Origin of the sequence: Exiguobacterium sp. s70 (assembly GCF_018618315.1) — a bacterium.
Taxonomy (GTDB): Bacteria; Bacillota; Bacilli; order Exiguobacteriales; family Exiguobacteriaceae; genus Exiguobacterium; species Exiguobacterium chiriqhucha.
Genome location: NZ_JACSLV010000002.1, coordinates 1 through 13,022, shown reverse-complemented (window position 1 = coordinate 13,022; position 13,022 = coordinate 1). Strand labels below are relative to the sequence as shown.

11 protein-coding genes, 14 tRNA genes and 2 rRNA genes are annotated in these 13,022 nt (G+C 50.2%); 2 read left to right on the top strand and 25 right to left on the bottom strand.

Annotation, left to right across the window (positions count from 1 at the left end; genetic code table 11):
- Positions 1–4: 4 nt before the first annotated feature.
- Together glgD and KNP84_RS04750 are read right to left on the bottom strand one after the other, a co-directional pair.
- Positions 5–1,105 carry a glucose-1-phosphate adenylyltransferase subunit GlgD gene (gene glgD / locus KNP84_RS04755; protein ID WP_058765772.1) on the bottom strand — a complete coding sequence of 367 codons (1,101 nt, stop codon included), beginning with the start codon at positions 1,103–1,105 and terminating at the stop codon, positions 5–7.
- A gap of 34 nt (positions 1,106–1,139) precedes the next feature.
- Positions 1,140–2,294: a glucose-1-phosphate adenylyltransferase gene (locus KNP84_RS04750; RefSeq protein WP_029595994.1), complete on the bottom strand. Its 1,155-nt coding sequence runs from the start codon at positions 2,292–2,294 to the stop codon at positions 1,140–1,142.
- A 128-nt stretch (positions 2,295–2,422) separates the two neighbouring features.
- On the opposite strand from KNP84_RS04750, the gene KNP84_RS04745 reads away from it, so the two are divergent.
- Positions 2,423–4,234: a transglycosylase domain-containing protein gene (locus KNP84_RS04745; RefSeq protein WP_215114408.1), complete on the top strand. Its 1,812-nt coding sequence runs from the start codon at positions 2,423–2,425 to the stop codon at positions 4,232–4,234.
- Positions 4,235–4,264: 30 nt separating this feature from the next.
- Here the strand turns inward: KNP84_RS04745 and KNP84_RS04740 are convergent, their stop codons facing one another.
- The 7 genes from KNP84_RS04740 to desA form a co-directional block, all read right to left on the bottom strand.
- Complete coding sequence (locus tag KNP84_RS04740) at positions 4,265–5,155, bottom strand: hypothetical protein (RefSeq protein WP_215114407.1); 891 nt, start codon at positions 5,153–5,155, stop codon at positions 4,265–4,267.
- On the bottom strand, positions 5,152–5,709 hold the full coding sequence (locus KNP84_RS04735) for a DUF5366 family protein (protein ID WP_021066738.1): 558 nt from the start codon (positions 5,707–5,709) through the stop codon (positions 5,152–5,154). The genes KNP84_RS04740 and KNP84_RS04735 overlap by 4 nt, the downstream gene beginning before the upstream one ends.
- A gap of 225 nt (positions 5,710–5,934) precedes the next feature.
- Positions 5,935–6,408, bottom strand: coding sequence for a tRNA (uridine(34)/cytosine(34)/5-carboxymethylaminomethyluridine(34)-2'-O)-methyltransferase TrmL (gene trmL / locus KNP84_RS04730; RefSeq protein ID WP_021066740.1), 474 nt, complete (start codon positions 6,406–6,408; stop codon positions 5,935–5,937).
- A gap of 10 nt (positions 6,409–6,418) precedes the next feature.
- On the bottom strand, positions 6,419–6,862 hold the full coding sequence (locus KNP84_RS04725; RefSeq protein ID WP_214720468.1) for a methylated-DNA--[protein]-cysteine S-methyltransferase: 444 nt from the start codon (positions 6,860–6,862) through the stop codon (positions 6,419–6,421).
- Positions 6,843–7,991: a tRNA epoxyqueuosine(34) reductase QueG gene (gene queG, locus KNP84_RS04720; RefSeq protein WP_214832619.1), complete on the bottom strand. Its 1,149-nt coding sequence runs from the start codon at positions 7,989–7,991 to the stop codon at positions 6,843–6,845. Before queG ends, KNP84_RS04725 begins: the two co-directional genes overlap by 20 nt.
- 78 nt (positions 7,992–8,069) lie before the next feature.
- Positions 8,070–8,140, bottom strand: a tRNA-Gly gene (locus KNP84_RS04715).
- Positions 8,141–8,365: 225 nt separating this feature from the next.
- A complete protein-coding gene (desA, locus tag KNP84_RS04710; RefSeq protein WP_214720467.1) occupies positions 8,366–9,385 on the bottom strand; it encodes a Delta(5) desaturase DesA in 1,020 nt (339 codons plus the stop codon).
- 294 nt (positions 9,386–9,679) lie between these two features.
- Here desA and KNP84_RS04705 point away from each other — a divergent pair, with 294 nt between their 5' ends.
- Positions 9,680–10,339 carry a DUF6241 domain-containing protein gene (locus KNP84_RS04705; protein WP_214714064.1) on the top strand — a complete coding sequence of 220 codons (660 nt, stop codon included), beginning with the start codon at positions 9,680–9,682 and terminating at the stop codon, positions 10,337–10,339.
- 41 nt (positions 10,340–10,380) lie between these two features.
- Here the strand turns inward: KNP84_RS04705 and KNP84_RS04700 are convergent, their stop codons facing one another.
- From KNP84_RS04700 to KNP84_RS04625, 16 genes are all read right to left on the bottom strand, one after another.
- Positions 10,381–11,421 (bottom strand): DUF2332 domain-containing protein, encoded by a 1,041-nt coding sequence (locus tag KNP84_RS04700; protein WP_215114606.1) that lies wholly within the window; start codon positions 11,419–11,421, stop codon positions 10,381–10,383.
- Between the two features lie 159 nt (positions 11,422–11,580).
- Positions 11,581–11,661, bottom strand: a tRNA-Leu gene (locus tag KNP84_RS04695).
- Positions 11,662–11,670: 9 nt separating this feature from the next.
- Positions 11,671–11,744 (bottom strand) — tRNA-Cys (locus KNP84_RS04690).
- An 8-nt stretch (positions 11,745–11,752) separates the two neighbouring features.
- A tRNA-Gly gene (locus tag KNP84_RS04685) sits at positions 11,753–11,827 on the bottom strand.
- Between the two features lie 4 nt (positions 11,828–11,831).
- Positions 11,832–11,906: transfer RNA gene (locus KNP84_RS04680), tRNA-Gln, on the bottom strand.
- Positions 11,907–11,912: 6 nt separating this feature from the next.
- Positions 11,913–11,988 (bottom strand) — tRNA-His (locus KNP84_RS04675).
- Positions 11,989–12,006: 18 nt separating this feature from the next.
- Positions 12,007–12,077, bottom strand: a tRNA-Trp gene (locus tag KNP84_RS04670).
- A 3-nt stretch (positions 12,078–12,080) separates the two neighbouring features.
- Positions 12,081–12,164: transfer RNA gene (locus KNP84_RS04665), tRNA-Tyr, on the bottom strand.
- 3 nt (positions 12,165–12,167) lie between these two features.
- A tRNA-Phe gene (locus KNP84_RS04660) sits at positions 12,168–12,243 on the bottom strand.
- A gap of 27 nt (positions 12,244–12,270) precedes the next feature.
- Positions 12,271–12,346 (bottom strand) — tRNA-Asp (locus tag KNP84_RS04655).
- A 7-nt stretch (positions 12,347–12,353) separates the two neighbouring features.
- Positions 12,354–12,427, bottom strand: a tRNA-Met gene (locus tag KNP84_RS04650).
- A gap of 17 nt (positions 12,428–12,444) precedes the next feature.
- A tRNA-Glu gene (locus KNP84_RS04645) sits at positions 12,445–12,519 on the bottom strand.
- Positions 12,520–12,538: 19 nt separating this feature from the next.
- Positions 12,539–12,629: transfer RNA gene (locus KNP84_RS04640), tRNA-Ser, on the bottom strand.
- A gap of 13 nt (positions 12,630–12,642) precedes the next feature.
- Positions 12,643–12,717: transfer RNA gene (locus KNP84_RS04635), tRNA-Asn, on the bottom strand.
- Between the two features lie 8 nt (positions 12,718–12,725).
- Positions 12,726–12,841 (bottom strand): 5S ribosomal RNA (gene rrf, locus KNP84_RS04630).
- 98 nt (positions 12,842–12,939) lie between these two features.
- Positions 12,940–13,022 (bottom strand): 23S ribosomal RNA (locus KNP84_RS04625); the annotation flags it as partial.

The following is a 13,022-nucleotide window of genomic DNA, read 5'->3' as shown; positions in this document are numbered from 1 at the left end:
CCCCTTACACCGTTGTCCGTTTTCCGATTACGATCGGCTCATCGACCGTACCACGAATGACTTGTCCTCGTTTGACGACCACTTCTTTATCTAAAATGGCGTTCTCGACGACAGCACCTTCTTCAATGATCGATTTGGATAGAATGATTGAATTTTTGACGCGGGCGTGTTCGCTGACGACGACACCGCGGAAGAGAATACTGTTTTGGACTTCGCCGCTGATTTTACACCCGTTCGCGACGAGCGCCTCATTCACTTTCGACCCGTTCAAATAGCGCGTCGGCGGCTCATGTTTAATCTTCGTATAGATGTGCGGGAAGTCGTAAATGATTCCCTCATGACGAAGTAAGCGCATACTCTCATTATAGTATGAAAGCACAGAGTGAATCACCTGCATTTTGCCAGTATAGTGATACCCGTGAACGTGAAGGCGGTGCAGCTGCGGACGGATGACACCGTCGAGCAAGTCGTACTCTCCTTTTGATGTCGCTTCATCGACGAGACGAAGGAACAGGTTTTTCGACATGACAATCGTCTCCGTATACGTATACTCATCGCTCGGGCTGTATCCGCGCTCACCGATGCCGACGACACGGTCATTCTCGCCGAGGCGGATTGGACGGCAATAGCCACATTTCTGTTCATGTCCTGTATAGGCGAGGGTGATGTCCGCCCCCATCGATTTGTGGTGATCGAGCATGTCTTGGAAATCGATCGTCGTCAACACGTTCGACCCTGTGATGACCACATACGGTTGCTTGCTACGCACGAAATGTTCGCGGTGCATCGAGAAGTTGGCCAAATCGCCGAGGTAGGCTTCTCCGTCAGGTTTGAGTGCCGGCGGGAAGATGTGCAGGCCGCCTTGTGAGCGGTCCAAATCCCATTCTTTCCCTGATCCCAAGTGGTCCATGAGTGAGCGGTATTTATCAAGTGTGAAAATACCAACTTGGTTGATGCCTTGAGTGATCATGTTCGTCAATGTAAAGTCAATTAGGCGATAACGCCCTGAGAACGGGACAGCCGCTAAATTGCGGTGCCCCGTGAATTCAGGAAATAAACCCTCTTCAGTTCCTAAGTTGATGATTCCTAACAAATCATTCGTCAACAGTAACGCCTCCTTGCGTCGGTCTTTTTTTAAATCAAACACGTTGTTTGAAGACTGTGCCGCTCTCGATATTTTCATGTGGTTCAATGACAACGATCTCACCACCCGGCTCGCCAACTGTCGCCCCGTCTTGAATGACGGCACAGCTCGCGACGATTGCTCGATGAATCGTTACATCTTTTCCAATCCGTGCTCCCGGCATGATGACCGAGTCTTTGACGAGCGAGCCTTCACCGACACGTACATCGTAGAACAAGACCGAATGTTGGACCTCGCCCTCGATTTGGCAGCCTTCGTTAATGACCGACTGTTCGACACACGCATCTTTCCCGATGAATTGCGGTGTTTGGTTCGGGTTGACCGAATAGATTTTCCAGTTCGGATCGTAAAGGTCGAACGGTGGATCTTCTTCGAGCAAGTCCATGTTGGCTTCCCAAAGCGATTGAATCGTTCCAACGTCTTTCCAGTAGCCTTTGAATTTATAAGCGAACACGTCTAAGCCGTCGAGAAGCGTGTTCGGAATGATGTTTTTCCCGAAGTCGAAACTTGATGTCTCGTCTTCCGCGTCTTGAATCAAATGCTCCCGAAGTACTTTCCAGTTGAAGATGTAAATCCCCATCGAGGCCAAGTTGCTCTTCGGCTTCTCTGGCTTCTCGTCGAACTCATTGATGCGAAGATCGTCGCTCGTATTCAAAATCCCAAAGCGTGGCGCCTCGTCCCATGGCACTTCCATGACTGAGATCGTGACATCGGCTTGTTTCTCTTTATGGAAATCGAGCATCTTCTCATAGTCCATCTTGTAAATGTGGTCCCCCGATAGGATCAACACGTACTCCGGATCGTAGTCGTCGATATAGCTCAAGTTCCGATAAATCGCATTGGCCGTACCCTCGTACCAGTTTTTCCCCGACTGCGCTTGGTATGGTGGTAAGATGGCCAAGCCTCCATTGCGTCGGTCCAAATCCCAGGCTGACCCGATGCCTAGGTAACGGTTCAATTCCAGCGGCTCATATTGTGTTAACACGCCCACCGTCGTGATTCCCGAATTGGTACAGTTCGATAATGGAAAATCGATGATCCGGTACTTCCCTCCAAAGTTGACAGCAGGTTTTGCCGTCTTCCGTGTGAGAGGCCCGAGTCGTTTCCCTTCTCCTCCTGCGAGGAGCATCGCAACCATTTCTTGCTTCATAGTACAGCCTCCTAAATTCATAATATAAACATCTATTACCCTCTTTCTCTATTTCCTAATGTATTCCTGCCCAAATTATTATATGATAACGTTTACATTTTGAATTTTTTTGAAAGATTGACGATATAATGTATGAAGAGAGAGGTGAGACGATGCGAGCGTGGATTGGGACCCTATTTTTTGCAGGACTGTTAGCTGTCGGCGGAACGATTAGCGGAGCGTTAAAAGAAGAGATTGAGCAAGCGAAACAGATTATGACGTGGGGTGAAAAGACGGTCAACGCTACCCCGCTCGCGTCGAAACATGCCGTCACGTTGACGTACAAAGGCGGGACGGAACGGCTCTATTTGAACGGTCGACGCGATGACGTCTCTGTCGCGCGCTTTCCGGCCCACCTCCGTGAAGCCATCATGACCATCGAAGACCGCAAGTTTAACGCCCATCCGGGATATGACCTCGGCGGTATCGCTCGGGCGTTCATCAATAACGCCAATGAATCCTCGCGCCAAGGCGGGAGCACCATCACCCAACAGCTCGCCCGCAACGTCTATTTGACGCACGAGCGGACTTACGAGCGCAAAGTAAAGGAATTATTGCTCGCCCGGGCGCTTGAAAAACAATATAGTAAAAAAGAAATTATGACAGCATACAGCAATGTCATCTTCTTCGGACATAACGTTTACGGGATTCAAGCGGCGGCCGAGACATATTTCGCTCGTCCGCTCGAAGATTTGAACTGGAATCAAATCGCGTTCCTGTTAACCGTCCCGAACAATCCATCTTTATATGATCCGCTCGATCCGTCGGAATCGTTCTATGAGCGCAAAGATCGAATCCTCACCCAGCTCCGCGATGCCGGCGTCATATCGAGACAAGCGTATGAGACGCATCACGGAGTGAAGCTGACGGCGACGTATCGTCAACACGTCGTCCGATATCCCGATTATATGGATACGGTCATGAAAGAGGCAATCCGACTTGTTCGCTCGCGTTACGACCTCGATGAAGAGGCCGCCAGAGACTACTTGGCGACCAATCAAGCGACAATCGAGACGCATCTGTCCGTCGCCCGGCAACAACAGGCGAAACAAGTCATGACAAAACTGCCGAACGGTTTGAACGGCGGCTATGCCGAGCTGACGCCGAACGGACGCATCATCGCCCTCGTCGATTCAGAGATGACCCAATCGGGTGAATTCAATCGGGCCACGCAAGCGTTCCGCCAACCTGGATCGGCCATCAAACCTGTCCTCGTGTTCGCGCCCTATATAGAAGAGACCGGAGCGAAACTCGATACCATCCTCGACGGTCGGCCAGTCTGTTACGGGACGTATTGTCCGACGAACAGCGGAAATCGTATCCTCGGTGATGTATCGTTCCGTGATACGGTCGCGTATTCCTACAACACGCCGGCGCTCGCCGCCTTCACCGCGATCGATCAAGAGGCAGCGTATACGACGGCGGACATGATGTTCAGCCAGTGGGACGCTAAGAGCGATAACAGTCTCGCCAGCGCACTCGGCGGTTTGACCCAAGGCGTGTCGCCCAAAGAGCTTGCCGCCGCCTATACCCCGTTTCTCAACCAAGGCGTGTACGTGTCCGGCCAGACGATTAAACAGATTCGCTTCGAGTCGGGCGCAGCTACGATCACGCCAAGCATGACGAAGCAAGCTGTCTGGTCGAAAGCGACCGTCGCGACGATGCGGGAGGCGTTGTCCGCTGTCACCACTTACGGGACGGGACGTTACGCCAACCAAATCAAAGGGCCTTATATCGGCGGGAAGACCGGTACGACGAACTCGCATAAAGACATGTGGTACGTCGGTTTGACCGATGAGTCAATCACGGCCATCTGGCTCGGCGCCGACACGCCGCGGCCGTTCCCGGAGCTCGCCAACCGGGCCTATCCTGCTATCGTTTGGACGGAAGCACATCGCTAAAAAGCCAGGGACATCGTTGTCCCTGGCTTTTCATGATCGTCGATACGTCTGGCACGTGTAGTCCCCCCATGCCTCGAACAGTTCATGTTGTTGAATCAGTTTCCACGGATTGAACAGCGTCTGTCCGTTCTTGTTGAAGAAGAGTCCGGCGCCGATGCAGTATGTCGCGTGTTGGACACGCCCTGCCTCATCGACGAACGTGAGCACATCCCCTCGTTCGGTCAGTTCCGACTCGGTTCTCATGTAACCAGCCTGACCGAGCGTCTGGAGGAATGTGCCAGGATGGACCCATTGCGTCGCCATCCACTCCGCACCTGTCACTGCGAACAGCGTGGCCGCGAGGCAATTGCTGCCTGACGTGACCGGGAAGGTGTTAGCAAGGCGTCGCACATGGTCAGGGCAAGTATCGGGAATAGAACTCGCCGTCCACTCGTCCCAAGCTTTGGCGTACTCGAACGTCAGTTGACGACGCATCTCGTCTGGCATCACCTGAAAGGCTGACTGATGTAAGATGAGATACGGCACATCGTCTACCGTCACAATCGAAGTCGCCAACGAATCGATTTCCATGTCAGTCGCCGGGAAAACGAGCCCCCGTCCGACCGTGACTTGATAGGCAAGCAACTCGCGTCTCACTTCTGGCAATAATGTCGCGATCCAACCAGGTGGCGCATGCAAGACGACAACAGCCTCGCGGTCGATGGTCCAATACGTATAGGCGTTGGCCATGCGGATGTCCCGATAAGACGGATGCACGTCGAATTCTGCTCGTGGGATCATCAAGACGTTCGCATCCGCACCGAGTCGCGTCACGAGTCTCGTATCTGCCATGAATAAGTCCATCGGTGGCATCAGTGACGCTATCCATGCCTGAACGACTTCTTCGGTCGGGATGAGGGGAATCGTCGCATTCACCGTCATAGGATGATGTCCCCGACCGAGTTAAATAAGCGGAGCATCGCCCAAGCGAGGCCGCTCAACAGGATGGCCCACATCATCGCTTGAATCAAGAGCAGACCGATTGCCCGAAACGTCGACATCAACTGACTGACTTGCCATATGTAATAGAACAAATAGAGGACGAATGTGCCGAGCAATACCGCGATGACGGCAAGGAGCGAGTTCAGGAACAAGAAGCTGATTCCCGATCCGACCAAGAAAATCGTCGCCCCTGGCTTGAGACGATGAAGCGAGCTGCCGTTCGTCTCACGCGCGAAGAAGGCGAATCCGAGTTGATTGAACGTGTCGGCCACGAGCTTGAAGGCGCTGAACAGCATAAAGTAAATGGTAAAGAACACGACGAGCACGAGCACTTTTGACTCCTGTACGGACAACAGGGCGATAATCTCGCTGTAGACACCGACACGGGTCAGCCATTGAATCACATACTCGCTCGTGGCGATCGCAAGCGACATCGAGAACAGAATAATCCCAATCAACGGGGCATAGCTTAACAAGTACACGTTTGTTTTCATATCGGCTCCAATTTCACAAGAATTTCTCATATTCAGTGCAAATCTATTATCAAGTATATTATAATATTCGTAGTCACGGAGAACAAAAGGGGGATTTTCAGATGGGTTTGTTACTAATGGTCGGAATCAGTGTCGTCTTCCTCGCAGCTATCTTTACAGCTGGATACAACAGAAAACCTGAAGGTAATCAATAAGAGCCGAGATTCTCACGAATCCGGCTCTTTTTTATTTCAACCCAGCATATCCTTGTTGGCGGAGCGCCTCATAGACGATAATCGCCGCCGTGTTCGAGACGTTGAGCGATCGTACGAGGTTCGATTGCGGCAAGCGGATGCAACGGTCAAGGTTATTCTCGATGACTTCCATCGGCAACCCTTTCGTTTCGCGTCCGAAGACGAAGAAATAGTCTTTGTCGACCGCAGACACGTCGAGGTCACTCGGGTACTGTTCCCCGTACTTGGTAATGTAGAAGAACTCTCCGTCCGGGTGCTTGGCCCACAGTTCGTCAAGCGAATCGTGATACCGTACGTCTACGAACTGCCAATAATCGAGCCCGGCGCGTTTGAGCATTTTATCGTCTGTCGAAAAACCTAAAGGACGAATCAAATGAAGCACCGAATTCGTCGCGGCACATGTGCGCGAGACGTTACCTGTATTCGCCGGGATTTCTGGTTGGAACATTACTACATGGATTGCCATAATCTACTCCTCACTTCACTTGTTCGAGATCAAGTAATCGTTGTTTTTGATGAATACCGCCTGCGAAACCGGTCAATTGCCCCCCGCTACCGACGACCCGGTGGCACGGGAAAATGACAGGCAACGGATTCCGGTTCAGTGCCTGACCGACCGCACGAACCGCTTTTGGTCGTCCGATCTGTTCGGCGATTTGTTTGTACGTCCGCGTCTCTCCGAACGGGATCGTTAAGAGCGCATCCCATACTTCTTGCTGAAAGACGGTCCCATGCATCTCAATCCACTCGCGGTCAGACGATTGAAGCCCGTATTGTTCGACACGTTCAATCAGTTCGGTCAGCCAAGCTGGTGCCGAACCATCATCCGCTTCCGTCTCCGCAAAGTCTAACGCACATAGCTTTCCATCGGCGTTCAATTCATAGGCTAACGTTCCCCACTTAGATGACACGGTCTTCATGACTCCACTCCTCTCGGAATAATCGAATCTCTTCATGTACGAGCTCCGACGTCTCCGTCGACTCAATCTGTTGATAAATCGTCTCGGCTTCGGCTCCGAGAATCGCCCCGATCGCCCAGACGGCTGTCGCCCGCATGTCTTCGCGCTCATCCTGTTGGATGAAGTCTTCGAGCACCGGCACGGCTGACGGTTCCCGATAATGGGCCAACGCTAGAATTGCATTTCGCTGAATCGGTTTTTTCCCGCGCCATGCGCCAGACAGATGACCGAACTTTGCTTTGAACTCGCGATTGCTCATATTCAAGAGCGGGACGAGCAACGGTTTGACGATTTCCGCTTCCGGAAGCAATTCTTCATGATGACGCCAGTCCTTCTTCCGATTATACGGACAGACTTGTTGGCACGTGTCACAGCCGTATAGCCGTCCGCCGAGCTTCGAGCGGAACTCACGTGGCATGAGTGTCTTCATTTGCGTCAAATAGGCGATGCAACGTTTTGCGTCGAGCACACCCGGTTCGATGAGCGCCGTCGTCGGACATGCCGTCATGCATTTCGTGCATTCTCCGCACCCGTCCTCAATCATCTCATCCGGTGGTAAGTATGTGTCCAGGATCATCTCGCCTAGGTAGAGGTACGACCCCTTCTCGGGCGAAATGATGGAACAGTTCTTGCCGCTGAAGCCGATTCCGGCCCGTTCGGCCACCGCTCGATCGACAAGCTCTCCCGTATCGACCATCGAGCGTGTCCGGACGCCCGGGACGAGCTGTTCAATATACGCCTGCAACTGTTCGAGTCTCGAGCCGACAGCGCGATGGTAGTCGAGCCCCCACGATGCCCGGGCGAACAAACCGCGGCGCTCATCGGCCACACTTCGCGGCGCGTCCTTCAATTTGCTCGGATACAGGATAGCGATTGCAATAATCGACTGCGCTTCTTCAAGTAGCAGCGTCGGTGTCGTCCGTTTGTCCAAGTCAGGCTCCTCGAACCCCGAAGCGAATCCCTTTTCTTGCTGCTTCACGAGACGTTGCTTCATGACGATGAACGGGTCGGCCGTCGTCACTTTCAACTCGTCAATCCCAATTGTCGTTGCGTACGCCACAATCTTCTGCTTAAGTGTTTCCGGGGTCATCCCATTCATCGAATCACCTCTTTCATGCCTATTTTCGCATACAAAAAATCTCCCCGCCAGTCGGCAGAGAGATGATGAAGCGGGTGAAGAGAATCGAACTCTCGTCATCAGCTTGGAAGGCTGAGGTTTTACCATTAAACTACACCCGCATGGTTCATATGAGTCGGCTGTAAAAGCGACTACAATCAATATACATCTATACCTTTCGGAAGTCAACACTTTTAAAGAAATTTCTTTGATGGCTTATCAAGTCTATACGTTTATTGTCTGAGTACATCTAGTTCCCTTATTTATCTTCTATAAATCATATCTCAATATAAGATAGCTGTGGCGATATAAAAATATCCTGCCGACAAAGTCGGCAGGAATGTGCGTCACAACGATGACGTCTTCGGTTCCCGAAGCAAGTGCTTAATATCGCGGAACGTGACGAACGTCTTGTTCTGAGCATCGTACAGTTTGTAGCGTAGCGACTTCAAACTAGACCATAGACCAATCGTCGTCGCTTTTTGGAGCGGCGGCGTCGACGTATGGGCTTGTTCAAGGTTGTAGTTCGGTACACGCGGGCTCAAGTGATGAACATGGTGGAAACCGATATTCCCGGTTACCCACTGCAACACTTTCGGCAACTCGTAATACGAGCTTCCTTCGATGGCAGCCTTCACATAGTCCCACTCGCTCTCGTCCTCGAAATATGAGTCTTCGAACGTATGCTGTACGTAGAACAACCAGATTCCAAGGACACCGGCTGTGAACATCGTCGTGCCTTGAACGATCAAGAACGCTTTCCAACCGACGAGCGCGATGACGAGCGCATAGAGCACGACGAGCGACAAGTTAATGAGATATGTGTTGTTCCGTTCTTTTTTACGCGCATCTTTCCGATTAAAACGGCTCGTGATAAGAATCAAGAACAACGGGCCGAGACCGAACATGACGAGCGGGTTACGGTATAGACGATATTGCAATCGAGTCCATCTCGATGCCTCGACGTATTCTTCAATCGTCATGACCCAAATGTCACCGACGCCACGTTTGTCCAAGTTACCACTCGAAGCATGGTGAATCGAATGCTCTCGTTTCCATTTCTCATATGGGAACAACGTTAGAATCCCCATAATCGTCCCGACGATAGCGTTCGCTTTTTTATTCTTGAAAAACGAACCGTGCGTACAGTCGTGGAAAATGATGAACATCCGGACGACGAAGCCAGCTGCGACGATGGCAAGTGGAATGGTCAAGAAGACCGAGATTTGGAGCGCCTGATAGGCAAGAATCCAGGCGGCAAGAAATGGCAAGATCGTGTTGATCATCTGCCGGACGCTCTTCTTCACATCGGCCTTTTCAAACGGCGAGACATGCTTTCGGAGCTGGGCGATTTTTTCTTTACTCATGTAGAACTTCCTCCTCAATTGCAAATAGCGATGACGACAACAAAAATGAAATATGAAACCAAATACACTATGAGATTGACGAGCAACGTGACCGTCATTAGAATTTATTCATCATAAAATATTATTACCAGGTAATTATATCACATCACAGATGGAAAAACGTTCATTCAAAATGAGTTATCAAATCATTTTTTTGTTTCTTTTATCTATTTTTCCATATAAATTCCTTATATGGGATTAATGGTATTTGAAGTATGTTAAAATCCAACTATGTACAGATAGGAGGCAATGATATTGTTCAAAAAACTGAAACAGGTATTTACCCCGAAGCGACTCATCATCACGACGAGCGTCCTCATCTTGCTCATTCCAGTCTTTTGGATCAGCTACACGTTTTATAAAAACTTAAGTCAAGGTGTCGAGAATGAGAATCTTGATGACAAATACGCCAAACGCGTCAAAGAATTACAAATCGAAGTATCTAAAGAAGACCCATTAGACCGGAGAGGCAACTCCACCGCAAAGACTCGTGTTGAATTAGAGGTCTCTTTCAATGAAGAGAAACCAAGTCGAACTGAATTGATCAAAAGCATGCACTTGATGACACACCAAAAAATATCAGCCCGTTCTAAATGGGGTGCGATTCCAATGACACCAGACAATATACAACAGTCGACTGACTATTTGGAGCTCCTAAAAACTAAATTCAAAATTGGTGACAGTATGTACTCGGAATTGAAAACGATGCTCGATCACTGGTCACAAGGTGACTTCTCTCAAGCGGACAAGGAACAAGATCGTTTGTTGCACTTCCTCCAAGCAAACAGAGGATTCTCGAACGGATTGGCGACTGAGAACGAAGAAGAACTCTTTATCCTGAACAATTTCGGACCTGATTATTTAAATACTTTGGACGAAGCGACGTATACGTCATATGAAGAATCATCTCCATGATGGTTCTTTTTTTCATGGATCCTAAAAAGCTCTAACCGAGGTTAGAGCTTACTGAGTCTTCGCTTAAGACTTTCTTGCGCTTCTGGCAGTAACAACCAGTTGAACCAACGTCCATGCCCATCCGTTTCGGCGAGCACGAACTCACTCTTTCTGCCGTCGATAATAAGATCGAGGTGGAGTAGCTTGTCTTGGACATTATTATAGATGTGACAGACGTCCCGGTACTCCCCGATCCAGTCGACTTGACGCAAAAGCTCATACTTGGTTTCAAGTGGCATTTGATTCGCCACGTGTGTATGGAAGATACAGACGATGCTGTCCGTTTCAATCGAATCGACTCGTGTTTTTAATAATTGAACTCCATCCCCTTGAATCAACTCCAATGGGTGTGACCCGATCAACGCACTCGCCTGTTCAAATAGCTCGAGACGAGTTTCATGTTCCGGCCAGATGAGAGCCTTCAACCACAATTTTTCATCTGCATCGGTCAAATCGACGATATTCAAATCGAACCCGATTCGTTCCCAGACTGGAGGAAGCGGTAGATTCAGTCGAGGTCTTCCTTCGCCAATCACCTCCGCTGAAATCTCGAGAGATGACGTGACGTTCCCGACCAGTTCGCTGTCGCCATATCGATAGCTGTACTGATCCCATAGGAGCTGTAGACCGGCGCTCGTACCAATCTCCACTAAAGATAACGGTTGCTTTGAGTATCTAGAAATCATACCGAACACTGGATATAAATACGCACACCGTCTCACTTCGTTCGTTTGAACGAGCCTAGTCTGTAAGAGAGCAACCAACTCAGTTTCATAAGTTGTGCAAAATTGCTGAAAACTCGGAAATAGTCCTTCATCTACCTCTTTCGCTTCAATGGCCACGCTTGGGTAATAGTCGCCTAATGGATGCTGGTGCCCACTCAAGAGCAGATAATGGACTGCCCCAAACAACAGGTTCGGAATAGGCTGTCCTGGATTGGCTTGCTGACATAATGTGAGAATCGATACGTCTGTCGCTATCTCGTTCGACAATGATTCATAAAGAACACTCGAACCTCTACACTCGTTTGCAGCAAACCTCATAAAAGCTTGAGCGATTTGATTTGTCGTCAATGTACTTCCCCCTTCGTCCCCTTGCACAATCGTACACTCCTTGCTTATTCCTTACGCATCGCTCACTTCCCTTTATTTTTAAACTTTCACATACAAAAAAAGACCCTAGCCTCAGCTAGGATCTACGGATACCGGTGGTCGGAGTCGAACCGACACTCCAGAGGAACACGATTTTGAGTCGTGCGCGTCTACCAATTCCGCCACACCGGCATATTATGTTGGAGGCGCCAGTCGGAATCGAACCGACGATAGAGGAGTTGCAGTCCTCTGCCTTACCACTTGGCTATGGCGCCAAATTTAATGGAGCGGAAGACGGGATTCGAACCCGCGACCCCGACCTTGGCAAGGTCGTATTCTACCACTGAACTACTTCCGCATAATGGCTGGGCTGGAAGGGATCGAACCTACGCATGTCGGAATCAAAATCCGATGCCTTACCACTTGGCTACAGCCCAATAAAATGGGGCGACTGAAGGGAATTGAACCCTCGAATGCCGGAATCACAATCCGGTGCGTTAACCACTTCGCCACAATCGCCATAATTATATTAGAAAGCAGGGGCAGCAGGAATCGAACCCGCGCTGACGGTTTTGGAGACCGTAGTTCTACCGCTAAACTATGCCCCTAAGTGGTGGGGGGGGGCGGATTCGAACCGCCGAACCCGAGGGAGCGGATTTACAGTCCGCCGCGTTTAGCCACTTCGCTACCCCCCCACATGGTGGCTTTGGACGGAATCGAACCGCCGACACAAGGATTTTCAGTCCTTTGCTCTACCAACTGAGCTACAAAGCCATGTATGTAGTAATTTAATTTAAAAAATGGCGGTCCTGACGGGATTCGAACCCGCGATCTCCTGCGTGACAGGCAGGCATGTTAACCGCTACACCACAGGACCACACTAATTGCGGGGGCTGGATTTGAACCAACGACCTTCGGGTTATGAGCCCGACGAGCTACCAGACTGCTCCACCCCGCGACGATATAAAATTTAAATGGTGACCCGTACGGGATTCGAACCCGTGTTACCGCCGTGAAAGGGCGGTGTCTTAACCGCTTGACCAACGGGCCATACTATTGATTGAAAAACTGGCGGAGAGCAAGGGATTCGAACCCTTGAGACGGTTTTGCCGCCTACACGAATTCCAATCGTGCTCCTTCGGCCACTCGGACAGCTCTCCAAAAAGAGAAAAGTGGCTCCGCAAGTAGGATTTGAACCTACGACCTACCGGTTAACAGCCGGTTGCTCTACCACTGAGCTATTGCGGAACGATCTTGCCTGGCAGCGTCCTATCCTCACAGGGGGAGACCCCCAACTACTTTCGGCGCTGAAGCGCTTAACTTCCGTGTTCGGCATGGGAACGGGTGTGGCCGCTTCGCTATCGCCACCAGACAAGTATTATATTAACATTATTTAGTCATAACGTCAATAATTTTTAAGAGATTGTTCTCTCAAAACTGAAGACTCATCAATTCACACAAACCTTAGACTAGATCAAAGCCTCGACCGATTAGTATCATTCAGCTCCACACGTCGCCGTGCTTCCACCCATGACCTATCTACCTCATCGTCT